Genomic DNA, 22,811 nt, shown 5'->3' on the forward strand with positions numbered 1-22,811 from the left:
CGGGCCGGGCTGGTCCAGCCTCCGAACCTCAGTCGGCGAGGACCTGGAACAGCACGTGGTCCTGCCAGCGACCGTTGATCTTCAGGTAGCGCGGGGCCCGCCCGATCCGGGCGAACCCGTTGCTGAGCAGGACCCGCTGGGACGCGATGTTGTGAGGCAGGGTGGCCGCCTCCAGCCGGTGCAACCCCAGCTCCCCGAAGGCGTACGCCTTGACGGCGGCCACCGCCGAGGTGGCCAGGCCCCGGCCGGTGTGGTCGAGCGAGACCCAGTAGCCGATGCCGCCCGACAGGAAGGCGCCGCGCGTGATCCGGGAGAGGGTGATCCGGCCGACGGGTTCGTCGTCGTCGAGGATCAGGAACGTCACTGCCAGCCCCGCCTCGCGATCGTGCTGGGCCTCGGTGAGGAAGGCCTGCTGGCCGGCAACGGTGAACCATGCATCGTCGCGCTGGGGCTCCCAGGGTTGAAGGAACGAGCGGTTGCGTCGGTAGAGGGCGGCCAGCACCGGCGCGTCCTCGAGGGTCGCCGGACGGATGACGGGACTGGGCATGGGGCCAATTCTGCCAGCAGTCGTGCGCCTGGTTCCGTTGAGCATTTGATTAGCAGAGGTAATGAACTATGCTAAGTATGTCCGGCCCGGCGGCCGGTGCGGAGGACTAGTAAGAACTCGGGAAGGAACGGACACGACGAGCAGCGGGATGGCAAGCGTTGGCATGACAAGCAGCGGTGCGACAGCAGCGGAGGTGCCGGCGGTGGCCGACACGGAGGCACTCCTGGGGCTCGCGAACGACGTCCGGATGGTCTGCCAGCAGGTCAGCCGTCGGGTGCGGTTCGAGAGCGACGCCGACGTGGCGCCGCACCAGTTCAGCGTCCTGGTGAAGCTGCGGCATCGGCCGTGGACGCCGGGGGAACTGGCTGAGGCCGAGCGCGTGAGCGCCCCGAGCATGACCCGGACGGTCAACTGCCTGTGCGAGCGCGGACTGGTCGAGAAGGTCGGGAACCCCCAGGACGGCCGCCAGCGTCTCCTCCACCTGACCGCCTCGGGTGAGGAGGTCGTCGAGCGGACGATCAGTGCCCGCGACACCTGGATGATGCAGCGCCTCTCGGAGCTCACGCCGGCACAGCGCGAGACCCTGGCCGCGGCCACGGTCGTGCTCCAGGAGGTGCTCGCCCGATGAGCCGCACCCAGGCCCAGCCCCGTCCCCTCGGACTGACCACCCCACGACGCCCTGCCGCACCACGCGGTCTCTTCGCCTCGCTGCACCTGCGTAATTACCGGCTGTTCTTCTTCGGCATGTTGCTGTCGAACGTCGGGCTGTGGATGTTCCGGGTCGCCCAGGACTGGCTGGTGCTGACCCAGCTCACCCCCCACTCGTCGCTGGCGCTGGGCACGATCACCGGGTTGCAGTTCCTGCCGATCCTCCTGCTGTCGGCGTACGGGGGCGCGATCGCCGACCGCTTCGACCAGCGCAAGCTGCTGATGGTCACCCAGACGGCCGCCGGGCTGGTCGCGCTCGTCCAGGCGGTCCTGGTGCTCACCGGCAGCGTCGCGTTGTGGCACGTCTACGTGCTCGCCACCCTCGGTGGGGTGGTCGCATCGTTCGACAACCCGGCCCGTCAGGCGTTCGTCTCCGAGATGGTGCCCGAGGCCTACCTGGTCAACGCCGTCGGCCTGAACTCCACGACCTTCAACGCCTCGCGCCTCCTCGGGCCCGGCCTGGCCGGTCTGATGATCGGCGCCTGGGGCGTCGGCCCGGTCATCCTGATCAACGCCATCAGCTACGCCGCGACCCTCGCCGCCCTGCTCCTGATGGACCCGGCCGCGTTGCACCCGGCGCCCCGGACCCGCGGTCGGGGCTCGGTGCGCGCGGGGATGGCGTACGTCTGGCGGCGCCCGGACGTCCTGCTGGTCCTCTTCATGGTCTTCATGCTCGGCACGTTCGGGCTGAACTTCCAGGTGACGAACGCGCTGATGGCCACCCAGGTGTTCCACGTCGGCCCGGAACAGTACGGGCTGATGGGCACCGTGATGGGGATCGGCACGCTCGGGGCGGCGCTGCGGGCAGCCTCCCGCAGACGCCCCCGGATGGGTGTCCTGGTCGGTGGTCTCGGCGTGTTCACCCTGGGCATGGTGGGGCTGGCTGCCGCCCCGTCGTACGCCACCTACATCGTCGTGCTGGTCGTCGTCGGGGTGTCCTCGATGACCGTGATGACCAGCGCCAACGCGACCGTCCAGTTGTCGGTCGAACCCGCCATGCGCGGCCGGGTGATGGCTCTCTACATGATGGTGTTCATGGGCGGCACCCCGGTCGGTGCCCCGTTGATCGGCTGGATCGGTGCCCGGTTCGGTGCCCGGTCGACGCTCGCGGTGGGGGCCGTCGCGACCGGTGTCGCGACCCTCGTCGCGCTGTGGATCCTCCTGCGGGCACGGCGTCGTACGGGTCTCGCCGACGAGGCGGCATCGCCGCTGCGGGAGCGTCCCGCCGAGGCGGTGACCGGGTCGGCCGAGCATGGCACCATGACGGCATGACCCGTACGCTCCACCTCGTCGGTGACGAGAAGGCCGACGCGTTGCTGGCCGGCGAGCCGTTCGCGCTGCTGACCGGCATGGTCCTCGACCAGCAGGTGCCGATGGAGGTCGCCTTCTCCGGCCCCGCCAAGATCGTCGACCGGCTGGGCACCATCGACCCGGCGGCGATCGCCGCGATGGACCCTGAGGCGGTCCTCGCCGCCTTCGCCGAACGGCCGGCGGTCCACCGTTTCCCGCGCTCGATGGCCCAACGGGTGCAGGCTCTGGCCGCCGAGATCGTCGCCAGCTACGGCGGCCGGACGGAGGCGATCTGGACCGAGGGCGAGCCGACCGGTGCGGAGGTCCTGCGACGGCTGAAGAAACTGCCCGGCTTCGGCGACCAGAAGGCGCGGATCTTCCTGGCCCTGCTCGGCAAGCAGTGGGGGCTGCAGGCGCCGGGCTGGCAGGAAGCTGCCGGCGACTACGCCGCCGAAGGGTGCCGGCGCTCCATCGCCGACGTGGTGGACGAGCAGAGCCTGGCCGAGGTCAGGGCCTTCAAGAAGGAGATGAAGGCCCGCGCGAAGTCGTGACCCGTCGCGGGCGGGACAACCTCCGGTCTCTCACCGGGCCAGCGCGTGCCGCAATGCGGCCGTCAGGTCGGGCTGCTCGAACCGGAAGCCGGCCGCCTCCAGCCTGGCCGCCGACACCCGCTGGTCGGTGTGCACCAACTCCTCCGCGCCCTCCTTGCCCAGGAGGAGGCGGGGCCCGAAAGCCGGGGTCGGGACCAGGGACGGCCGGTGCAGCACGTGGCCGAGTTGCGTCGCGAAGGCCCCGGCCGTCACCGGGGCCGGGGCCACCGCGTTGAACACGCCCGACCAGGTCGGATCGAGGACCGCCTGGGCGTAGATCCGCGCCATGTCGTCGAGGCCGATCCAGCTCAGCACCGCCTGCGGACGGGTCAGCCGGCCTCCCGCCCCGGCGAGGAAGAGCGGCAGCTGCAGACCCAGGGCGCCGGCGGAGGCGGTCAGGACGATGCCGGTCCGCAGCATCACCCGGCGGATCCCCGCATCCTCCGCCCGCTCCGACGCGGCCTCCCAGCGCCGGACGACATCGGCGAGGAAGTCCTGCCCGGTCGCCGAGTCCTCCTCGAGCAGCTCGCCGGGACGCCTCGCCCCGTACACGCCGATCGCGCTGGCCTGCACCAGTGTCGACGGCCCCTCACCGGCCCGCCGCGCGGCCACCATCGCCTTCGCCAGGGTCGTGGTCGCGTCGAGACGCGACCAGAGGATCTCGTGCTTCGCCTGCTCGCTGAACCGTCCCCCGATGGAGCGGCCGGCGAGGTTCACCACCGCCTCGACCCCGGCCAGCTGGGCCGGGTCCAGGTCACCGAGGTCCGGTGCCCAGCTGATCTCGTCCGCTGCCCGGGCGGGGCGACGGACCAGCCGTCGCACGGTGTGCCCGCCGTTCGCGAGCAGTGCGCACAGCTGGGTGCCGATCGTGCCGGAGGCTCCCGACACCACCACCACCCGAGGGGTCGCTGACTCGGGCAGGCGTGCCTGGAGGGCGAGGTCGCCGCGGAGCTGGTCCTCACGGAACCGGAACAACCCCTCCAGGTACTGACGCACCCGGTGCTCGCCCAGCGGCCCGAGCGCCGCCGGCAGCTCGTACGTCACCCGATCGGTGACACGGGTGCCGCCCTCGGGAGTGTCCTCGAAGATGTGCTCGTGGCGCCAGCTGCGCAACGGGCCACTCACCTGCTCGTCGACGAAGAGGGCCCCGGGCTCGTATGCGGTGTGCTCGACCAGCCAGCGCAGACCGGGAGCCGTACGGATGGGGGCGGGCATCGTCTTGCCCGGCCACAGGGCCGCCACGACGGGGGAGGAGATCCGCAGGGCCCGCCGGGAGCCGACCCGGATCCCGTCACTCGGGCCATCGACGGTGACGATCGTTCCCGGAGGACTCAGCCGGACGAAGGCGCCCGGACGCTCGTGCCAGGCGAAGACCTCCTCCCGGGGGTGGGGATAGGTGGCGGTGTGCTCGAAGATGGTCACGATCCAACCTCTCCTGGGGCCCTGTTGCCATCGGTGTGTCACCATCATGCGTCGCCGGTCGACGATGGGACCAGCGTGAGGGCCGTTGCGCTGTGGTGGCGGTCACGTACGAGTCCAGTGTGCTCGCCCGGCGGTTCAGAGCAGGGAGGACTCCCAGTCGAGTAGCGCCTCCTTGAGGTCCTCGCGCCCTCCGTAGCCGCCGAGGGAACCGTCGGCCCGCACCACCCGGTGGACCGGGAGGATCCAGGAGACACGGGTCGCGGCGCACGCATTCGCGGCGGCGCGGGCCCCACGGGGCGCCCCGGCGAGGCGGGCGAGCTCTCCGTAGCTGATCCGCTGCCCGAACCGGGTCTCACGGATCGCCTGCCAACAGAGCCGATGGAAATCGGCTCCCGGCTGTTCGACGGCCAGGCCATCGAAGGCGGTCCGGTCACCCTCGAGGTGACGGAGCACTGCGGATCGTACGATGCCCGGCCCATCGTCGCGCACCGGAGTGACGGCCGCCCGGCCGGTCAGACCGGTCAAACCGGTCAGGTCGTCCAGGCCGGCGAGGACCTCGGCGACCGGACCGAAACCTGCTGCGCGCACAGTGGGGCGCTCCTCACCCGTCCACGCCACGACGAACCCGCCGAACGGCGTGGTCAGTTCGGTCCACCGTGCCCGCTCACCCACGCCCCGAGCGTAACCAGCGGCTGTGGCACGCCGTGCCACGATGGGAGCGTGCGTACCGTGAGCGCTCCACCCCCTGAGGCACCCACTCCTGACGTACCGGTCCCTGCCGTGCGCCCAGCACGGCGCCGCCGGCCGTGGTGGTGGCGCGCGACCCGGGCGCTGGTCGGGTCGGTGGTCGGATTCGTGGTCCTGGTGACCCTGGCCTCGGTGGTCTTCAACGCCGTCAGCCGGCCGGCGTCCACGCTGGCCGCCCCGAGCGGCGCGGATGTCACCGTCGACGGGACGCGGGTGCACTACCAACGCTGGGGCAGTCAGGGCACGCCGATCGTCCTCGTCCATGGGTTCGCCGAGTCGACGCTCGTCTGGGGTCCGGCTGCCGAGGTCCTCGCCCGGGACCATGTCGTGTACGCCGTGGATCTGGCCGGCTACGGCTACACCGAGTACTCCGGCCATTACACGCTCGATGACCAGGTCGCGCTGGTCGACGGTTTCGTACGAGCCATGGGCCTCGACCACCCGATCCTCGTCGGGCACTCGATGGGAGCCGCCGTCGTGGGTGGCGTGGCCCTGCGGCACCCCTCGGACGTGGGAGGCATCGTCTTCGTCGACGGCGACGGGCTCCCGTTCGCCGACGGCAACGGCCGTCCCAGGGGGCGTCCCGCCGCCGGAATCATCGGCACGCCCTACCTGGTGTCCGCCTATCGGCTGGTGACGAGGTCGACCTGGCTGGGGGGACGCCTGATCGAGTCCCAGTGTGGTTCGCCCTGCCGGGGGCTCACCCCTGGCTTGGTCGATCAGTGGCTGCGCCCGCTGCGGCAGGGGCGGCGGAGGCCGCCCTACCGAGCATGGCGGCGAGCGGAGTGCTGCACCTCACCCCGGAGCAGCTGCGGGCGATCACGGTGCCTCGCGGCATCCTGTGGGGAGCCGACGACCTGCACTCGGGGGGCTCGCTGAGCGATGCGCAGCAGGACCTCGGGCAGCCGATCACCATCGTCATCCCGGGTGCCGGGCATCTGTCGATGCTTGCCGACCCGGCGGTGTTCGCCGCCGACCTCGAGCAGATCCTCGCCACCATGCCGGCGGCCCACTGACACTTACTCGGGCCTGCTCGGGGTGTGGGGACATGCCGGCGGGTGAACGAGAACCGTCCCCCCGGTTCGGCTGAACCGGGGGGACGGCGGGGGTCAGGTGGGGCTGACCGTCACTCGGCGGTGGCCGTGGCGACGACCGGCTCCGACTCGGGCTCGGGGGTCTTGGCGTTCACGATGATGACCGGCGTGCCGATCGTCACCTCACCGGAGATGGCCTGGGCGATCGAGCCGAACTTCTTGCCGTTGGTCACCAGGACGGGGGTCACCAGCGAGTAGCCCTCTTCCTCGATGACGCCGCGGTCGAAGACGACCAGAGGGGTGCCCGCCTCGACCCGGTCACCGGTCTTGACCTTCACATCGAAGCCACGGCCCTCCATGTTGACCGTGTCGATGCCGACGTGGATCAGCAGTTCGATCCCGCTGTCGAGACGGATGCCGAAGGCGTGCCCGGTCGCGTGGGCGACGAGGATCTTGCCGGCGGCGGGGGACACCACGGTGTTGCCGTGGGGCAGGATGCCGACGCCCGCGCCGACGGTGCCGCGGCTGAACACGGGATCGGGGACCTGCTCGAGAGGCATCACGACGCCGTCCATGGGGGCGGCGATCTGGGTGATCGCACCGGGCCGGAGGGCCGGCTTGATCGGACGGCCCGCGGCGGGGGCACCGGCGGCGGATGCCTCGGCGGCGACCTCGAGGGCAGCGGCCTGGACGGTCTCCTCGGCCTCGCGGATGGCTTCCGCCTCGGCCTCACGGACGGCGGCGGCTTCGGCCTTCTGCTCGGCGGTGCGGTAGTCGGAGATGATGACCAGGATCATCGCGGTGAAGAACGCCGCGCCGATCGAGATGGCGTACAGGCCGATGTTGTTGAAGGCGGGGATGGTCAGCAGCGAGGTGAAGACGAACGCGCTGGTCTTCAGGCCGCCGCCGAGGCCGGTGATCAGACCGCCGACGAGGCAGCCCACCAGCATGCGGGGGTAGATCCGCTTGTAGCGGAGGTGGATGCCGTAGAGGGAGGGCTCGGAGATACCACCCAGCAGGCCGGCGGCAAGAGCACCGGTGGCGGTCTGGCGCATCATCTTGTCCCGGTCACGGATGGCGAGGAAGAGGACACCGGCGGTCGCACCGAAGGCGGCGAAGTTCCACGAACCCATCGGGCCCTGGATGAAGTCGTAGCCGAGGGTCTGGATGTTCAGCAGCATGATCGCGTTGATCGGCCAGTGCAGGCCCAGCGGCACCATGAAGGGGTAGGCCAGCGGCACGACGATGGCGAAGATCAGCGGCGAGAAGTCGTTGACCGTACGCAGCGCGTTGGCCAGACCGGCGCCGGCGTAGACACCGGCCGGACCGATGAGGAACGCGGTCAGCGGCATCATGATCAGCATCGACAGGAACGGCACGAAGATCAGCTGGACGTTCTCAGGGATGAGCTTGCGCAGGAGCTTGGTCAACGGGCCGAGGACGCCAGCCATCAACAACGGCGGGAAGACCTGCGAGCTGTAGTTGAAGATCGTCAGCGGGGCCCCGAAGATGCTCACCACGTTGATGGTGCTGCCGGCGAACTTCATCTGCACCGCGGCATCCTTCAACGCGGTGAAGCCCGGGAGCATGACGACGGCCATGATGGCGAAACCGACCCACGGGTCAGCGCCGAGCTTCTTGGTCGCGTTGTAGGCCACCATCAGCGGCAGGAAGACGAAGACGCTCTGCCAGGCGAGGTTGACGAACTGCCACGAGGTCGGGAGGGCGACGCGGGGGTCGGCCCAGTTGCCGATGATGCCCAAGGTGCTCATCAGCGACATGAAGGTGATGAACAGGGAGGCGCCGAGCAGGGCGCCGATGGTCGGACGGAAGGAGTCCGACAGGAACTCGAAGAACGAGTCGAGCCAAGCGAACTTACCGCGGGGACCGTGGGCCCGGGCGGCGGCCTTCACGTCGTCATCCGATTCGCCGCTGGAGACCTTGGCCATCTCCGGGAGCTTCTGGATGTCCTCGAACATCTGGGTCACGGCGCCGCCGATGACCACCTGGAAGCGATCGCCGGCCTGCGGCACCGCCCCCATGACCGCGGGGATCGACTCGACGGTCTTGGTGTCGACCTTCGTGCCGTCCTGCAACTGGAAGCGCAGGCGTGTGGCGCAGTGGGTGAAGCTCTGGATGTTTCCAGCGCCTCCCAGGGCCTTCACGATGTCGCTTGCTGGTGAACTCGCCATCTGGGTTCTCTTTCTCGTGCGACCAGTGGACGCGTCAGTGGATCCGGCAGTGCCCGCATGGATCGGGTTCCCTGTACTCGGTTCCATTGAACGAATACAACTGTAGCCCGGTGTTGTCGTTGTGTGCTAGTGGTACGCGCACTCAGATCGGGCTGTACGTCGAGTAAAGACGCGGCATCGCCTCATTTTGTCCCGTCTGGGCGAAAATGGCAGACGAAAGACCTTGTCTACGCGGAGTGAAGGTATTGCCCGGTGCTCGGCGCAGCAAGGTTCGAGTGCGATCGCTTTCCAGCGCAAGAGGGGGCTGCTGTGATGCTCCCGCACCGCCGGGGGTGACGGGTAGTGCTATGAGTGTGTCGAAGATCACACTCTGCGGCAATGGTTCGTTCTTGACGTGAGCGGAGGTCGCCTCGGTCCCGGCGAACCCGGAGGCGGGGTGTGGCCGATTAGGCTGGTCGGGTCGCTCGGGACAGCCAGAGCGGACGACGGGAAGGACGGGCGATGACCGAGAGGGTGACGAGCAACGTCACGGATACCGCGCTGATCTTCGAGGGCGGCGGGATGCGGGCCAGCTACACCTCGGCCGTGGTCGTCGAGCTGCTCCGGGCGGGCATCCACATCGACTGGGTAGGGGGGATCTCCGCCGGGTCCTCGAACACCGTCAACTACCTGACGCGCGACGCCGTACGCGCCCGGACGTCCTTCGTGGAGTTCTCCGCCGACCCACGGATGGGCAACGTCCGTACGTGGGTCCGGGGCAAGGGCCTGTTCAACGCCGAGTACATCTACGAGACGTCCGGTCATCCGGGCCAGGCCCTGCCGTTCGATTTCGCCGCCTACCAGGCCAATCCCGCCACCATGGCGATCGGATCGTTCCGGATGAGCGACGGGGAGATGGTCTACTGGGGCAAGAGTGACACTCCCGACCTGGTGTCGCTGATGAAGCGTGTCCGCGCCAGTTCGACCATGCCGGTGCTGATGCCGCCGGTGACGATCGACGGCGTCGACTACATCGACGGGGCGCTGGGGCCGACCGGTGGGATCGCCCTCGACGCCGCCCGGGCCGCCGGCTACCAGAAGTTCCTCGTCATCCTCACTCAGCCGCGGACGTACGTGAAGCCGCCGCTGCGCAACGAGCGGCTCTACGGGCGGTGGTTCCGCCGGACCCCCGCCGTCGTCGATGCCCTGATCCGTCGCCCGGCGCGGTACAACGCCACCCGCGAGGAACTGTTCGAGCTGGAGCGCGAGGGCCGGGCGATGCTGTTCGTGCCCGAGACGATGCCGGTGACGAACGGGGAACGCAGCGTCGCGAAGCTGCAGGCCGCCCACGAGCTGGGCCTGGCCCAGGTCCGCCGGGAGTTGCCGGCCTGGCGGGAGTTCCTCGGCCTGCCCCGGTGATGTCGGCCCTGCGCGGCCTTACGTCCTGGGTCTGCGCGGCTTGGGCTCCTTGGGCGGCAGCGTCACCACGTACGCGTACGCCCGCTCGAACCAGTCGGTGATCTCAGCGTCCGGCAGGTCCTCGGGCAGACCCAGCCAACCGCCCATCGGGCGCTCCGCCGGGCCGAAGGGCCCCGCCCCGGCAGTTGGTGTAGCTCAGCCATCGCGGCCTCGTCGAGCTTGACCCCCATCACCGGTCCGAACATTCCGGCGTACATGTTTCCGTTGACGAAGGCCCCCAGCGAGCCGAACATCGGCTTCACGACGGTGCCTTCCAGGTCGGGGACGAGGCTGCGGAAGCGGGCCTTGTCCTCCTCGGAGTGCTTCGGCATCTGCATGGCGGTCTCCCCGGCCTCAGGCGGCGTTGGGGTCAGGCTGGTGCAGGCCGAAGATGTTGCCCTCGGTGTCCTTGAAGTACCCCTGCCAGGCCATGCCCATCAGGGCCTGCTTCGGCAGGGCCACCTCCCCACCGTGGGCCAGGATCCGTTCGGCGTACGCGTCGAAGTCATCGCAGGACATCGTCACGACGTAGGCATTGATCGGCTGGTCCATCGCGGGACTGCCCCCCGGGCGCGGGAGCAGGCCCCCGTTGATGCCGGGCGTTCCCTCCTCGCCCGTGGTGATCCCCAGGTAGGTGAAGTCGGGACCGGACCAGTCCTGGAACTCCCAACCGAAGACCTCGGTATAGAACGCCCTGGCGCGGTCCAGGTCGTCTGCTTGGATCTCGAAGTGCACGGGACGGGCTGCGCTGGACATCTGGACTCCTCAGGGTAGGACCGGCTCCGGTCGGCGGAGGGGGCGTCGGGTGGCCCGGCGGGACCCGGGCGCCGACGTCGTGACCAGCCTGCCGCACCCCGGGCCGGCGCACCAGCGTTTCGGGGTGTCCGGTCGCCGCTTCCGTGCTCCCCGGGTCGCGTCCGGAGGAAGGGCTTCAGCCCTTGGGCACCACCGGGATGGGTCGGATCTTGATCTCCTCGACCGTCCCCTCCGGAGTCGCGTCCACAGCCGTCCGGACGACCGCGGCCACCGACTGCACACGGAGGTGCTCGGCGGGGTTGTAGCCCCGGCCCGACTCCGCCTGGAGGTGGCGTTGCATGTCGGTGTCGACCCGGCCGGGATAGATGGTGGTCACCCTGACCCGGCCCCGCTCGTCCTCGCGCAACCCGTCGGCCAGCGCCCGCAGTGCGTACTTCGATGCGGAGTAGGCGGGCGAACCCACGACGCGGAGCCCGGCGCCGGAGTTGATCATGATCACCATGCCCTGGGCCGCGCGGAGTGCCGGCAGCAGCAGTCGGGTGAGATCGGCGACCGCGATGACGTTCACCTCCATCAGGTCGCGCCAGTCCTCCCGGGTCATGTCCTCGAGATGGCGCGTCGCGTCCCGGCCGGCGGAGTGCACGAGGACATCGAGACGGTCGATGCCGCGGACGGCGCCCTGGGTGGCCGCCGCGTCGGTGAGGTCCGCGACGAAGGGCTCCGCGGAGGGCAACGCCTCCACCACGGCGGCGACGGCGTCGGCGGAGCGTCCGCCGACGAGCAGGTGGTGGGTGCTCGCGAGCTCGTCGGCGATGCCGCGGCCGATGCCTCGGGTGGCGCCGGTGATCAGTGCTACGGGTCGGTCCATGCCGGGCACGCTAGTGCACGCGTGGCCCGATCAGGCGAAGGGCGGTGCCCCGGCACCGGATGCAGGCCACTGACCGGGTGCCCCCGGCCTGTTCCCGTACCCCGGTCCCCAGACCTGCGGCCCTTCCGGGGCCAGGATCTCCAGGCCCAGGCGGCGGCGCTGGTCGATGTAGAGGACGGTGGTGAACAGGACCGTGAACGGGCGGCTGAGCAGCTGGACGACCTGGCTCCCGAGGAGGCCCACCAGGAAGAAGGGGATCATCGCGGTCAGTTGACCGATCAGCTGCGGCAGGCTGTCCGCGGCCTCCATCCCGGCGAGCCGTGAGGTCATCAGGGAGTTCGTCACGCCGCTGACGGCACCACCGACCGCCCCGACCAGCAGTCCGGCCACGAGGAGATAGCCGAAGACCCGCCAGAAGGCGCCGCGCGTGGTCCGCCACGAGCTGCCGAGCGCCGCCAACGGCCCGGCACCCTCGATCGCCAGCGCCTGCACGACGAAGGCCCACCGGGTCTGCAGATAGATCGCCGCGAGGACGATCACGATGGCCAGGATCACCGTGGTGCCGACGCTTGCTCCCGACCCGTCGCTGTTCGTGAGCCAGACGACGAGCACGCCGAGGGTGGCGGACAGGACCACCATGGCAAGGACGAGCAGCAGGATCAGCGCCAGCGCCCGGACAGCCATCCCGCGCGTACGCCGCCACAGGTCACCCACCGTGGAGGGGCGTCCGTCCTCGAGATCGCGCCCGGCCAGCGCGATCATGCCGTCACATTTGATCTGCACCAGGCCGGCGACGATTCCCGCGACGACCAGCAGGAGGACACCACCGACCAGCAGGCCCAGCGTCGAGGTGTCCCTCAGTGCAGCGGCGGGGCCGTAGGTGAAGGAGCCGGCGAGCCGGACCGCGGCGACGACCATGGCGGCCGCTGCGGCCCCGACCAGGACGAGACCCACCAGCGACGGGATCAAGGCGATCACGACCAATTGGCCGAAACGCCGACCGTAGAGCCGGAAGGATGCCGACAGCACCTCGCCGAGGTTGAGCGGATGGCGGGGCAGGGTCGGCCAGGTGGGCGGAGGAACGGGCATGCCTTGTGCGTACGGGCCGCCCTGGCCCGGAGGATTCGTCATACCTTGAGCGTACGGACCTCAGGGTGCAGCGGCCGGGGCGAAACCCACGTCGGATTCCCCCGGGTGGCGGCGCGATCCGGCTTCCGTCGGCGCGGCGATGGGGCACTCTGAGGGGAGGCCATCGAAAGAAGGGGACTGAGTGATGAGTTTCTCCGTCCTCGCCCTGCTGTGCTTGGTGGCCCTCGCCGGACCGGTGTTGTCACTGCCCCGTGGTTCACACCTGCCGGTGGCGATCGGCGAGCTGGCGGTCGGCCTCGTGCTGGGCGCCACCGGTCTGCGGGTCCTGCATGCCGCCGACCCGACGTTCTCCTTCCTCGCGGACGTCGGCTTCGGATTGGTGATGTTCGTCGCCGGCACCCATGTGCCGGTCCGGGACCCCGCGTTGCGGACGGGGCTGCGGGTGGGGGTGCTGCGCGCGGTGCTGGTCGGGGTGCTCGCGGCGGTGCTGGGCGTCGGGCTGGCGATGGCCTTCGGCACGGGTCATGCCGCCCTGTACGCGGTCGTGCTGGCCTCGTCCTCGGCCTCCATGGTGATGCCGGCCCTGAACGGCCTGCCCCTCGACGGCCGGGCGATCGTGCAGATGCTGCCGCAGGTCGCGCTGGCCGACGCCGCCTGCATCGTCCTGCTGCCGCTGGTGATCGACCCCGCGCACGTCCTCCGGGCCGGGCTCGGGGCCCTGGTGGTGCTGGTGGCCGCGGCGGCGATCCTCGGGTTCCTCTTCTGGCTGGAACGGTCGGGGCGGCGCAAGGCCATCCACGACCTGTCCCAGGACCGCGGTCTCGCCGTCGAACTCCGGCTGGCGCTCACCCTGCTGTTCGCCCTCGCCGCGCTGGCGACGAGCATGCATGTGTCGATCATGCTGGCGGGCTTCGCGCTGGGCCTGGCGTACGCCGCGATCGGCGAGCCCCGCCGGTTGGCGCACCAGGTGTTCGCCCTCACCGAGGGGCTCTTCTCGCCGATCTTCTTCGTCTGGCTGGGCGCCTCGCTCAACCTGAGGTTGCTCGGTGCCTACCCTTCCGCCATCGGCCTGGGGCTCGCCCTGGGTGCGGGCGCCCTGTTGGTGCACGCAGCGATGGCCCTCACCGGCCAGCCGCTGCCCGTCGCGGCGATCACCGCCGCCCAGATGGGCGTGCCGGTGGCGGCGGCAACGCTGGGCACCAACCTCGGCGTGCTGCGGCCGGGGGAGGATGCGGCCCTCCTGCTCAGCGCCATCGTCACCGTGGTCGCGATCGCCGCGTTGTCGGCCCCGCTGGCCAGGATCGCGACGGAAGGCGCGACCGGAGCCGCCCCCTCGGGCGGCGCTGCACGGTGACCGCTGCCCCGTCCGCGAGGCCGCGGACGGGGCAGCAGGTGGTCACCTGGGGTGGGGCACCCGGCGTCAGGCGGCGGCGAAGAGTCGTCCCGCGTTGGCGAGGTAGATATGCGCCAGCGCGGCGGTCCCCTCGGCGTACGTGTCCTGGAGCCCGGCGGCCTCGGCGGCGTCGGGGTGGCTGCCCAGCCAGGCCTGCAGCATCAGCCGGCGCATCATCACGAAGCTCGGCAGCATGACCTCGTCCTTGCGGGACAACGGCCGCACCTCGCGATACCCGCTGGCCCAGGCCTCCTGCCAGGTGCAGAGCCGCGGATCGGTCTCCAGGAAGGAGACGGCCGCCGCGAAGTCGTACATGAACCACCCGAAGCCGCAGTCGTCGAAGTCGATGACCGTGTACCCGTCCGCATCCTCCATCAGGTTGGAGACGCGCAGATCGGCATGGATCAGTCCGAACCGGTGGGCATCGCGCCCGTACACCGCCAGTCGGGTCTTCAACAGCCGGAGGGCCGGCTCGATCTCGGCCACCAGTGCCGGAGTCATGCCCGGGCCGTCCTGCCAGCGTCCCCACCGGGCCCTGTCACCCAGGGTGTGCTCCCAGTCCCAGGAGAACCGGGTGATCGGCCGGTGGATGTGCCGGACGCTCTCGTGCAGGGTGGCGGCGATCCGGCCGAGCCGACGGAAGTCGCCGGGGCGCAGCAGCGCCTCGTCGGTCGTCGCGCCGGGAAGGGCCTCGAACGCCACGGCGTAACGGACGACGCCGCCGACCGGGAACGCCAGCACCCGCTCTCCGGTGGCGGTGGCGAGCGGCTTGATGGCCGGCACGATCCTGCGGTCGTGCAGGACGTCGAGCCAGGTCAGTTCGGACTCGATCGCGTCGCGGTCGCGGCTGCCAGGCCGGTGGACGCGGATCACCGCCGACCTGTCGCCGTACGAGCAGGTCTCGGTGACCAGGAACGTGGCGTTCTCCGACACCTGCATCAGGTCGATCCTCGCCGCGCTGCCGAAGCCGTGCGCGGCGGCAGCCCGGACGGCGACCTGCTGGGACAGCTGTCGCTCCGAGGTCTCGTCGGGAAGGGGTGCGGGTTCGAACATCATGGGTCCTCCTCCAGTCAGGCGCTCGGAACGGTGATGCCTCGATGGTGTCCGAGGACCCGGTCGATCTCCTAGCCGAGAGCGGGTGATTAACCCGACCGGAACACGACTGTTCGCCCGCCGGGTCGCGGGGACCTCGGAGGCAAGCGTCGTGTCACCGGATGGAAACAGCAGCCGAGGCGGTGTCACGCCTTACTGACCTCGGTCGCCTGGTTCGTGATCGTGGGAGTCGGGGCGTAGGCCCTCGTCGGATCAGGAGGTGGCGGATGGATGTGGACCTGTTCATCCACGTTGCCGAGATGGTCTGCATCCTGTTCGAGACGGCGATCAACCTGGTCGACCTGGTGTTCACCGCGCAGAGACCGTCACACCCTGATCCCGGATGAGAGTCCACTGGCTCAGCAGGGGCGCGGTGATGCCCAGGCTCGCGGATCTTCCCGTTCCTCGCGGATCTTCCTGGCTCCTCGCGGATCTCACGCGGTCCGCGGGGATCTGCATCGTCCGCGGGGATCTGCATCGTCCGCGAGGACCTGCATCGTCCGCGGGGGCGCTCGGACCTGGTGCATCGTCCGCGGGGATCTGCATCGTCCGCGGGGATCTGCATCGTCCGCGGGGATGTCGTTCCCGACCCTCGAGCCTCCCAGACCACGACCGTCCCGCCTGCCTCGAACTTCAGGGACTTCCCCCATGGTGGGAATACCGATCCGCGCGGCATGGTTGAGTGGATGCGACTCAAGCACAGCCTTGAGCGGGTTAGACTCAACTCAACAGCAGTTCCCTGGTCCGTGTGGACCGGTGTCACCGGCACCGGACACCGGCACCACTCGGACAACCATGCAGGTCAATCACCATGGAGGTACATCACATGGCTCGTGCAGTAGGCATCGACCTCGGCACCACCAACTCTGTCGTCGCCGTCCTCGAGGGCGGCGAGCCGACGGTCATCCCGAACGCCGAGGGTGCTCGTACGACCCCGTCCGTCGTCGCCTTCTCCAAGAGCGGCGAGGTCCTGGTCGGTGAGGTCGCCAAGCGTCAGGCCGTCACCAACGTCGACCGTACGATCCGCTCGGTGAAGCGTCACATGGGCACCACCTGGACCACCAAGATCGACGACAAGACCTACAAGCCCCAGCAGATCTCCGCCTTCGTGCTGCAGAAGCTGAAGCGCGACGCCGAGGCGTACCTGGGTGAGACCGTGACCAACGCCGTCATCACCGTGCCCGCCTACTTCTCCGACGCGGAGCGGCAGGCCACCAAGGAGGCCGGTGAGATCGCCGGACTGACCGTCGACCGCATCATCAACGAGCCGACTGCCGCCGCCCTGGCGTACGGCCTGGACAAGGCCGACCAGGAGCAGACCGTGCTGGTCTTCGACCTCGGTGGTGGCACCTTCGACGTCTCCCTGCTCGACATCTCCGACGGCGTCTTCGAGGTGAAGGCCACCAAGGGTGACAACCGCCTCGGTGGCGATGACTGGGACAACCGGGTCGTCGAGTGGATGGTCCAGCAGTTCAAGAACAAGCACGGCGTCGACCTCGGTCAGGACAAGATCGCCCGCCAGCGCCTCCAGGAGGCCGCGGAGAAGGCGAAGATCGAGCTGTCCGCCGCGTCGGAGACCTCGATCAACCTGCCCTACATCACGCTGGGCGAGTCCGGGCCGCTCCACCTCGAGGAGAAGCTGTCCCGGTCCGAGTTCCAGAAGATGACCCTGGACCTGCTCGACCGTTGCCGCGCCCCGTTCAACTCGGTGCTGCAGGACGGCGGGATCCCGGTCGCGAAGATCGACCAGGTCATCCTGGTCGGCGGCTCGACCCGCATGCCCGCTGTCGTCGACCTGGTCAAGGAGCTCACCGGCGGCAAGGAGCCGAACAAGTCGGTCAACCCCGACGAGGTCGTCGCCCTGGGTGCCTCCCTGCAGGCCGGTGTGCTGAAGGGTGAGGTCAAGGACGTCCTGTTGCTCGACGTGACCCCGCTGTCGCTGGGCATTGAGACCAAGGGCGGTGTGATGACGAAGATCATCGAGCGCAACACCACCATCCCGACCAAGCGCTCCGAGGTGTTCACCACCGCCGAGGACAACCAGCCGTCGGTGATGATCCAGGTCTACCAGGGCGAGCGGGAGTTCGCGCGGGACAACAAGTCCCTGGGTAACTTCGAGCTGACCGGCCTGATGCCCGCTCCGCGCGGTGTGCCGCAGATCGAGGTCACCTTCGACATCGACGCGAACGGCATCGTCCACGTCAACGCCAAGGACATGGCGACCGGCAAGGAGCAGTCGATGACCGTCACCGGCGGCTCCGCCCTCGGCAAGGACGAGATCAACGACATGGTCAAGCAGGCCGAGGCCCACGCCGAGGAGGACCGCAAGCGTCGCGAGGCCGTCGACACCCGCAACGAGGCCGAGGCCCTGGTCTTCCGCACCGAGAAGCTGTTGAAGGACAATGCCGACAAGATCGGTGAGGACACCAAGGCCCCGGTCGAGGAGTCCATCACCGAGCTGAACGAGGCGCTGAAGGGCGAGGACACCGAGGCCATCAAGGCCGCGATGGAGAAGCTCAACACCACCTCCGCCGCGATGGGCCAGGCGATGTACGCGGCTGCCCAGGCGCACGCCGCCCAGGAGCAGCAGGCCGGTCAGACCGAGGAGACCGCGGGCTCGGCCAAGGACGACGACGTCGTCGACGCCGAGATCGTGGACGACGAGAACGACAAGGGTGGCAAGAAGTGACCGATCCCGAGAACGTGAACGGCGAACCGGAGGAGCAGGAGGGCCTGCACATCTCCGACAAGCGCCGTTTCGATCCCGAGACGTACGCGCGCCGTGACAGGCCGGCGCCCGAGCCGGAGCCGGGCGCTGAGCCCGGAGCCGGCGAGGGCGACGGCCCGGCGGAGGACACCGACGAGACGCTCGACGAGGGCGAGGTGCCCGGTGAGTTCGTCGTGCCGGACGACGCCAGCGAGTTGCTGAGCGACGCCCGGGTGGTCGAGCTGGAGGGCCAGGTGCGCGAGCGCACCGAGGATCTCCAGCGGCTCAAGGCCGAGTACGTCAACTACAAGCGGCGCGTCGACCGGGACCGGGACCTCGCCCGCCAGGGTGGGATCGAGACGGTGATCACCGACCTGCTCGCGGTCCTCGACGACCTCCGCTCGGCACGGGCCCACGAGGACCTCACCGGCGGCTTCAAGGCCGTCGCCGAGGAGATCGAGAAGGTTGCGAACAAGCACGGACTCGAGACGTACGGTGCCGAGGGTGAGCCCTTCGACCCGCAGGTCCACGAGGCCCTGATGCACCAACCGGCCCCTGAGGGGACCGAGGTCGACGGGCCGACCGTCGTCGCGGTCCTGCAGCCCGGCTACCGCATCGGGGAGCGCGTCCTGCGTCCCGCCCGGGTGGCGGTGACGGGGGCCTGACAGTCCCCGGTGAGGATGACCCCGGCGGCCCGGCCGCGGCAGTGACCCGGCCGCCGGACACCCTCACCCTCGCTGACCGAGAAACACCGACCACGAGAAGTACCCACCACCTGAACCATGGATGAGAGGCCGCGCCGGTGAGCACCAAGGACTGGCTCGAGAAGGACTACTACAAGGTCCTGGGCGTCCCCAAGGACGCCACCCAGGACGACATCAAGAAGGCCTTCCGCAAGCTGGCGCGCGAGAACCATCCGGACGCCAACCCCGGCAACGCCGACAAGGCCGAGCGGTTCAAGGCCGTCTCGGAGGCGAATGACGTCCTCTCCGACCCGGGGAAGCGCAAGGAGTACGACCAGCAGCGCAGCCTGTTCGGCGGCGGCTTCCGCTTCAACCGCGGGCAGGGCCAGGCGACGCCCAACGTCGACGACCTCTTCCGCAACGCCACCTCCGGCGCCGGCGACTTCTCCGATCTGCTCGGCGGCCTCTTCGGTGCCTCCGGCGGCGTCCGGCGGCCGGCCAGCCGCAGCCCCCGCCGCGGTGCCGACGTCGAGGGCGACGTGACGATCGACTTCGACCAGGCGGTCGAGGGCACCACGGTCTCCATGCAGATGGTGTCCGACGCCCCGTGCGCCGCGTGTTCCGGCACGGGGGCCAAGTCGGGAACCGTGCCGCGGGTCTGCCCCGCCTGCCAGGGCTCCGGGATGCGGACCGCCACCACGGGTGGCGTCTTCCAGGTCACCGAGCCCTGCCCCGACTGCCACGGCCGGGGTCTGATCGTGGACGACCCGTGCCCGGTCTGCCAGGGGTCAGGACGCGGCCGGTCCACGCGCACCATGCAGGTGCGGATCCCCGCCGGGGTCGAGGACGGCCAGCGGATCCGGCTGAAGGGCAAGGGCTCCCAGGGCGAGCACGGCGGGGCCCCGGCGACCTCTACGTCGACGTGCACGTCACCCCGCACCGGATCTTCGGCCGGAGCGGCTCCAACCTCACCGTCACCGTGCCGGTCACCTTCACCGAGGCTGCCCTGGGAGCGGAGATCGAGGTCCCGACGCTGCACGGGCAGAACGTCCGCATGCGGATCCCCGGCGGCACCCCCAACGGGCGTACGCTCCGCATCCGCGGACGTGGTGTACCCCGCAAGGACGGGACCAAGGGTGACCTGCTCGTCACCGTCGAGGTGACCGTGCCGGCGCACCTGACCGACCGGGCCCGCAACGCGCTGCTGATCTACGCCGACGAGGCCGGCGAGACCAATCCCCGCGCGGCTCTCTTCGCCCAGGAGCCCTGATGGTCCCCGAGTCGAGCCGGCTCCCGGAGCGGATCGATCGTGATGCGCCGATCTTCGCCATCTCGGTCGCGGCCCGACTCGCCGGCATGCATCCGCAGACGCTGCGGACGTACGACCGGCTGGGGCTGGTGTCGCCGCGGCGTACGTCGGGGCGCGGCCGGCGGTACTCACCCCGGAACGTCGAACGGCTCCGGATGATCCAGCACCTCAGTCAGGCCGAGGGCATCAACCTGGAGGGCATCCGCCGCATCCTGCAGATGCAGGACATGGTGGAGGACCTGCAGCGCCAGGTCAGCGAACTGGAGGAACGGCTCCAGCAGGCCCTCGTCGCCCCCGCGGGGTCCAGGTTCTTCACCGCGGACCCGTCCGGCGGCGTACGACTCGGCTCGTCCTTCGGCCGCCGTCATCCGCCGCGGGCGCTGACCAGTCGCTGAGCGAACAGCCCGGACGGCTCAGGAGGCCGGCGCCTCCGTAGCCGCCGCGGGCTGCAACCTGTGCAGCCCGGTCACCGGGCGGTGCCGTGTGGAGCCCGAGGCTGTCAGGCCCAGGTCGACCAGGACGGCCTCGGCCGCGCGCTGACCCGACACCATGGCGCCGTGGAGGGAGCCGGTCTTGCGGTGGTCGCCCGCGACGTACACGTTGTTCCAGATTCGCACCTGCTGGCGGTCCGACAGTGGTGGACGGTGGGTCGGTATCGCGTTGGGCAGTTCGAAGTGCGCGACGACCTCCCAGTCGTCGGTGGGCACCCCGTAGATCGCCGACAGGTGCCGCCTGACGACGCGAGCGTTCGCCCGGCCGTCGAACCGGTCGAGCAGCGTCTTCGCCGCGATCAGGTGCTGCTGGGGAGGGGCGTACGAGGGGGCGAAGCTGGTGACCTCGACCGCCGTCCAGACGGGGCCGATCGGTCCCCGCCCGTCCAGCGCGAAGACCGGCAGTGAGAACGGCGCCTCGGGAGCCCTGAACCACCACGTCGCCACCCCCTGCATCCGCGGTCGACGGACCGGCAACAACTGGTTGACCGCCTCGGGGCTGACCGCGACGACGGCCTTCTGCGCCCGCAGAGTCTCGCCCCAGGTCCTGACCTCCACTCCGAGGGCCGTCTCCAGCACCGCTGAAGCGTGCACCTCGAGGCGCACCGGACTGACCAGTTGCGAGGCGAGCAGCTCAGGAAGCGCCTGCATGCCGTGGGCGGGCAGGCCCGGGGTGCCGGCGAGGATGGAGTGCAGCACCCACTTCGCGTACGCCGCCGACGTCGTGCCGCTGCTGTCGGCGAGCATCGAGTAGAGGACCGGCAGCAGCAGTTCCTCGCGGAGGGCCCGGCCGACCCGGAACTCGTCGAGTGATTCCACGAGTGTCGTGTCGTTCTCGGAGTCGAGCACCCGGCCACCCACCAGTCCGCTCGCCGACCAGCGGGCGAGGGCCGTCAGGTCGCCCGCCGAGATCATCCGGTTGCGGACCATCGAGGGCAGCAGCCGGGGGACCCGGCGTGGATCGCCGAAGACCTGCGGGCCGTCGGTACGCCGCACCAGGAAGGCGGCCATCGGATACTTCATGTCGAGGCGGTCGAGATCCACCCAACGCTGCACCGCCGGCATCTGCGGATTGAGAGTCTGCAGACCCCAGTCGCAGGTGAAACCGTCGATGCGCGAGGACCTGATCCGGCCGCCGACACTCTGCCCCGCGTCCACCGTGAGGACGTGCAGACCGGCGTCCTCCAGAGCTCGGGCGCAGCGCAGACCCGCCACGCCGGCACCGATCACGATGACGTCAGCGTCCATGCCGACCACCTCCTGGACCGGGCACGTCCAGCCCTCGACGAGCCGCCAGTTGCAGCATAGTCCCGGTCCGTCCGGATCTCCGTCAGCTGAGCTCGAGCTGCCCGAACATGTTGAACCGGACGAGTTCCTGGTCGGGGTTGTGGACGAACTCCCACAGGTGGGCGTCCGGGTCGGCGACGATCGCCGTGTACGCTCCCCAGTCGCGGTCGGCCGGCGGTCGCACCGAGTAGCCTCCCGCCGCGATCCATTCGTCGTACGCCTCGCGCACCTGGACCATCGAGTGGAAGTGGGACACCAGCCGTTGCCCCCGGAAGCCGTCCCCGGCAGGGGAGAGATGGGCGTCCTCGGCGAGAGCCTCCCAGGAGGCGAGCGCGAGGATCGGGCCGATGGTCTGGAAGAGCACGGCGTTCGACGTCCCACGCCGGACCTCGAAACCGACGGCTTCGTAGAACCGGGCCGAACGCTCGAGGTCCTTGACCCCGAGGGTCACGATCGACAGTCGCGGCTGCACGGGCTCACCGCTCCCGCAGGCGCTGGCCTCGCCTGATGGTGCTCGATCCGGTCGGGATCGGCCGGTTGGGCACCGGCCGGGTGGTCATCGGGGTGGCCGCAACCCTCGTCACGCCGCCGGCTCCGCGGTGTCCCGGCCCTCAGCCGTGTCTGCCGGCTCGGCGACGTCCGGGTCGTCGCTGGCCGTGACGGTTCCGGTGTCGGTGTCGGAGCGGCACAGCCCCAGGACGGACTCGATGCCGGCCACGAAGCACATCTCCCACAGGTGCCCGTCGGGGTCGGCCACCACGCCGGCGTAGCCGCCCCAGGGCTTCTCCGTCGGTTGCCGGACGCCGATCGCCCCGGCGGTGATCCAGGTGGCGTACGTACCGTCGACGATGTCGCGGTCGGCGAGGTGCAGCGTCACGTGGGAGCCGCGGAATCCGCCGGCCTCCGGTGCCACCCCGAAGTCGTCGGCCAGATCGGCCCAGTTGCGCAGGATGAGGTGCAGGCCGTGCGCCGCGAGAAGAGTCCCCAGCTCATCGTCGCCGAGGACCTCGAACCCGACCGCCTGATAGAAGGCCTCGGAGCGTGCGCGGTCGCGCACGCCCAGGGTGATCGATGACAGGCAGGAAGGCGTCATGACCCCAGCTTATGTCCCGCCCCGCGGGGGTCGGTGCCTCGCGTGTCGGCGGGCGCGCGCAGCGGCGGGGGTGCGC

22 protein-coding genes and 1 pseudogene are annotated in these 22,811 nt (G+C 70.0%); 11 read left to right on the plus strand and 12 right to left on the minus strand.

Annotated features, from left to right (window positions below):
* Nucleotides 1-28: 28 nt before the first annotated feature.
* Nucleotides 29-547 (minus strand): GNAT family N-acetyltransferase, encoded by a 519-nt coding sequence (locus tag Rai3103_RS08635; RefSeq protein WP_153572255.1) that lies wholly within the window; start codon nt 545-547, stop codon nt 29-31.
* A 202-nt stretch (nt 548-749) separates the two neighbouring features.
* On the opposite strand from Rai3103_RS08635, the gene Rai3103_RS08640 reads away from it, so the two are divergent.
* From Rai3103_RS08640 to Rai3103_RS08650, 3 genes are read left to right on the plus strand one after another with little or no spacing between them, the layout of a single operon-like run.
* Nucleotides 750-1,175: a MarR family winged helix-turn-helix transcriptional regulator gene (locus Rai3103_RS08640; RefSeq protein ID WP_228488805.1), complete on the plus strand. Its 426-nt coding sequence runs from the start codon at nt 750-752 to the stop codon at nt 1,173-1,175.
* Nucleotides 1,172-2,527: an MFS transporter gene (locus Rai3103_RS08645; protein ID WP_153572257.1), complete on the plus strand. Its 1,356-nt coding sequence runs from the start codon at nt 1,172-1,174 to the stop codon at nt 2,525-2,527. The genes Rai3103_RS08640 and Rai3103_RS08645 overlap by 4 nt, the downstream gene beginning before the upstream one ends.
* Nucleotides 2,524-3,096, plus strand: a complete 573-nt coding sequence (locus Rai3103_RS08650) for an HhH-GPD-type base excision DNA repair protein (protein WP_153572258.1) — start codon at nt 2,524-2,526, stop codon at nt 3,094-3,096. The genes Rai3103_RS08645 and Rai3103_RS08650 overlap by 4 nt, the downstream gene beginning before the upstream one ends.
* Nucleotides 3,097-3,126: 30 nt before the next feature.
* Here the strand turns inward: Rai3103_RS08650 and Rai3103_RS08655 are convergent, their stop codons facing one another.
* Complete coding sequence (locus Rai3103_RS08655; RefSeq protein WP_228488806.1) at nt 3,127-4,557, minus strand: TIGR01777 family oxidoreductase; 1,431 nt, start codon at nt 4,555-4,557, stop codon at nt 3,127-3,129.
* Between the two features lie 135 nt (nt 4,558-4,692).
* Complete coding sequence (locus Rai3103_RS16975; RefSeq protein ID WP_194793061.1) at nt 4,693-5,229, minus strand: methylated-DNA--[protein]-cysteine S-methyltransferase; 537 nt, start codon at nt 5,227-5,229, stop codon at nt 4,693-4,695.
* 57 nt (nt 5,230-5,286) lie between these two features.
* Between Rai3103_RS16975 and Rai3103_RS08665 the strand changes: the two genes are divergently transcribed.
* Both Rai3103_RS08665 and Rai3103_RS08670 read left to right on the plus strand, forming a co-directional pair.
* Nucleotides 5,287-6,183, plus strand: a complete 897-nt coding sequence (locus Rai3103_RS08665; RefSeq protein ID WP_194793062.1) for an alpha/beta fold hydrolase — start codon at nt 5,287-5,289, stop codon at nt 6,181-6,183.
* Nucleotides 6,129-6,320 (plus strand): hypothetical protein, encoded by a 192-nt coding sequence (locus Rai3103_RS08670; protein ID WP_153572261.1) that lies wholly within the window; start codon nt 6,129-6,131, stop codon nt 6,318-6,320. Before Rai3103_RS08665 ends, Rai3103_RS08670 begins: the two co-directional genes overlap by 55 nt.
* A gap of 110 nt (nt 6,321-6,430) precedes the next feature.
* Here Rai3103_RS08670 and Rai3103_RS08675 read toward each other — a convergent pair whose 3' ends face one another.
* Nucleotides 6,431-8,530: a glucose PTS transporter subunit IIA gene (locus Rai3103_RS08675; RefSeq protein ID WP_153572262.1), complete on the minus strand. Its 2,100-nt coding sequence runs from the start codon at nt 8,528-8,530 to the stop codon at nt 6,431-6,433.
* A gap of 513 nt (nt 8,531-9,043) precedes the next feature.
* Here Rai3103_RS08675 and Rai3103_RS08680 point away from each other — a divergent pair.
* On the plus strand, nt 9,044-9,928 hold the full coding sequence (locus tag Rai3103_RS08680; RefSeq protein ID WP_338420100.1) for a patatin-like phospholipase family protein: 885 nt from the start codon (nt 9,044-9,046) through the stop codon (nt 9,926-9,928).
* 62 nt (nt 9,929-9,990) lie between these two features.
* Here the strand turns inward: Rai3103_RS08680 and Rai3103_RS08685 are convergent, their stop codons facing one another.
* From Rai3103_RS08685 to Rai3103_RS08700, 4 genes are all read right to left on the minus strand, one after another.
* Complete coding sequence (locus Rai3103_RS08685; protein WP_228488807.1) at nt 9,991-10,305, minus strand: hypothetical protein; 315 nt, start codon at nt 10,303-10,305, stop codon at nt 9,991-9,993.
* 16 nt (nt 10,306-10,321) lie between these two features.
* Complete coding sequence (locus Rai3103_RS08690) at nt 10,322-10,723, minus strand: VOC family protein (protein ID WP_153572264.1); 402 nt, start codon at nt 10,721-10,723, stop codon at nt 10,322-10,324.
* A 175-nt stretch (nt 10,724-10,898) separates the two neighbouring features.
* Complete coding sequence (locus Rai3103_RS08695) at nt 10,899-11,591, minus strand: SDR family oxidoreductase (protein ID WP_153572265.1); 693 nt, start codon at nt 11,589-11,591, stop codon at nt 10,899-10,901.
* 30 nt (nt 11,592-11,621) lie between these two features.
* Nucleotides 11,622-12,722 (minus strand): glycerophosphoryl diester phosphodiesterase membrane domain-containing protein, encoded by a 1,101-nt coding sequence (locus Rai3103_RS08700; RefSeq protein WP_153572266.1) that lies wholly within the window; start codon nt 12,720-12,722, stop codon nt 11,622-11,624.
* A 142-nt stretch (nt 12,723-12,864) separates the two neighbouring features.
* Here Rai3103_RS08700 and Rai3103_RS08705 point away from each other — a divergent pair, with 142 nt between their 5' ends.
* On the plus strand, nt 12,865-14,034 hold the full coding sequence (locus Rai3103_RS08705; RefSeq protein ID WP_153572267.1) for a cation:proton antiporter: 1,170 nt from the start codon (nt 12,865-12,867) through the stop codon (nt 14,032-14,034).
* 66 nt (nt 14,035-14,100) lie between these two features.
* Here Rai3103_RS08705 and Rai3103_RS08710 read toward each other — a convergent pair whose 3' ends face one another.
* Nucleotides 14,101-15,129 (minus strand): phosphotransferase enzyme family protein, encoded by a 1,029-nt coding sequence (locus tag Rai3103_RS08710; protein WP_228488808.1) that lies wholly within the window; start codon nt 15,127-15,129, stop codon nt 14,101-14,103.
* An 862-nt stretch (nt 15,130-15,991) separates the two neighbouring features.
* Here Rai3103_RS08710 and dnaK point away from each other — a divergent pair.
* From dnaK to Rai3103_RS08730, 4 genes and pseudogenes are all read left to right on the plus strand, one after another.
* Nucleotides 15,992-17,854, plus strand: coding sequence for a molecular chaperone DnaK (gene dnaK, locus Rai3103_RS08715; protein WP_153572268.1), 1,863 nt, complete (start codon nt 15,992-15,994; stop codon nt 17,852-17,854).
* Nucleotides 17,851-18,537, plus strand: a complete 687-nt coding sequence (locus Rai3103_RS18735; RefSeq protein ID WP_422395998.1) for a nucleotide exchange factor GrpE — start codon at nt 17,851-17,853, stop codon at nt 18,535-18,537. Before dnaK ends, Rai3103_RS18735 begins: the two co-directional genes overlap by 4 nt.
* 137 nt (nt 18,538-18,674) lie before the next feature.
* Nucleotides 18,675-19,666 (plus strand): annotated as a pseudogene (locus Rai3103_RS08725) (DnaJ C-terminal domain-containing protein); the annotation flags it as partial.
* A 158-nt stretch (nt 19,667-19,824) separates the two neighbouring features.
* Nucleotides 19,825-20,259: a heat shock protein transcriptional repressor HspR gene (locus tag Rai3103_RS08730; RefSeq protein ID WP_153572269.1), complete on the plus strand. Its 435-nt coding sequence runs from the start codon at nt 19,825-19,827 to the stop codon at nt 20,257-20,259.
* 18 nt (nt 20,260-20,277) lie between these two features.
* Here Rai3103_RS08730 and Rai3103_RS08735 read toward each other — a convergent pair whose 3' ends face one another.
* From Rai3103_RS08735 to Rai3103_RS08745, 3 genes are all read right to left on the minus strand, one after another.
* Nucleotides 20,278-21,603 (minus strand): FAD-dependent oxidoreductase, encoded by a 1,326-nt coding sequence (locus Rai3103_RS08735; protein WP_153572270.1) that lies wholly within the window; start codon nt 21,601-21,603, stop codon nt 20,278-20,280.
* Between the two features lie 82 nt (nt 21,604-21,685).
* Entirely contained in the window at nt 21,686-22,114 is a 429-nt protein-coding gene (locus tag Rai3103_RS08740; RefSeq protein WP_153572271.1) for a VOC family protein, read from the minus strand.
* 108 nt (nt 22,115-22,222) lie between these two features.
* Nucleotides 22,223-22,735 (minus strand): VOC family protein, encoded by a 513-nt coding sequence (locus Rai3103_RS08745; protein ID WP_153572272.1) that lies wholly within the window; start codon nt 22,733-22,735, stop codon nt 22,223-22,225.
* Nucleotides 22,736-22,811 lie beyond the last annotated feature (76 nt).

Source organism: Raineyella fluvialis (assembly GCF_009646095.1).
Lineage (GTDB): Bacteria > Actinomycetota > Actinomycetes > Propionibacteriales > Propionibacteriaceae > Raineyella > Raineyella fluvialis.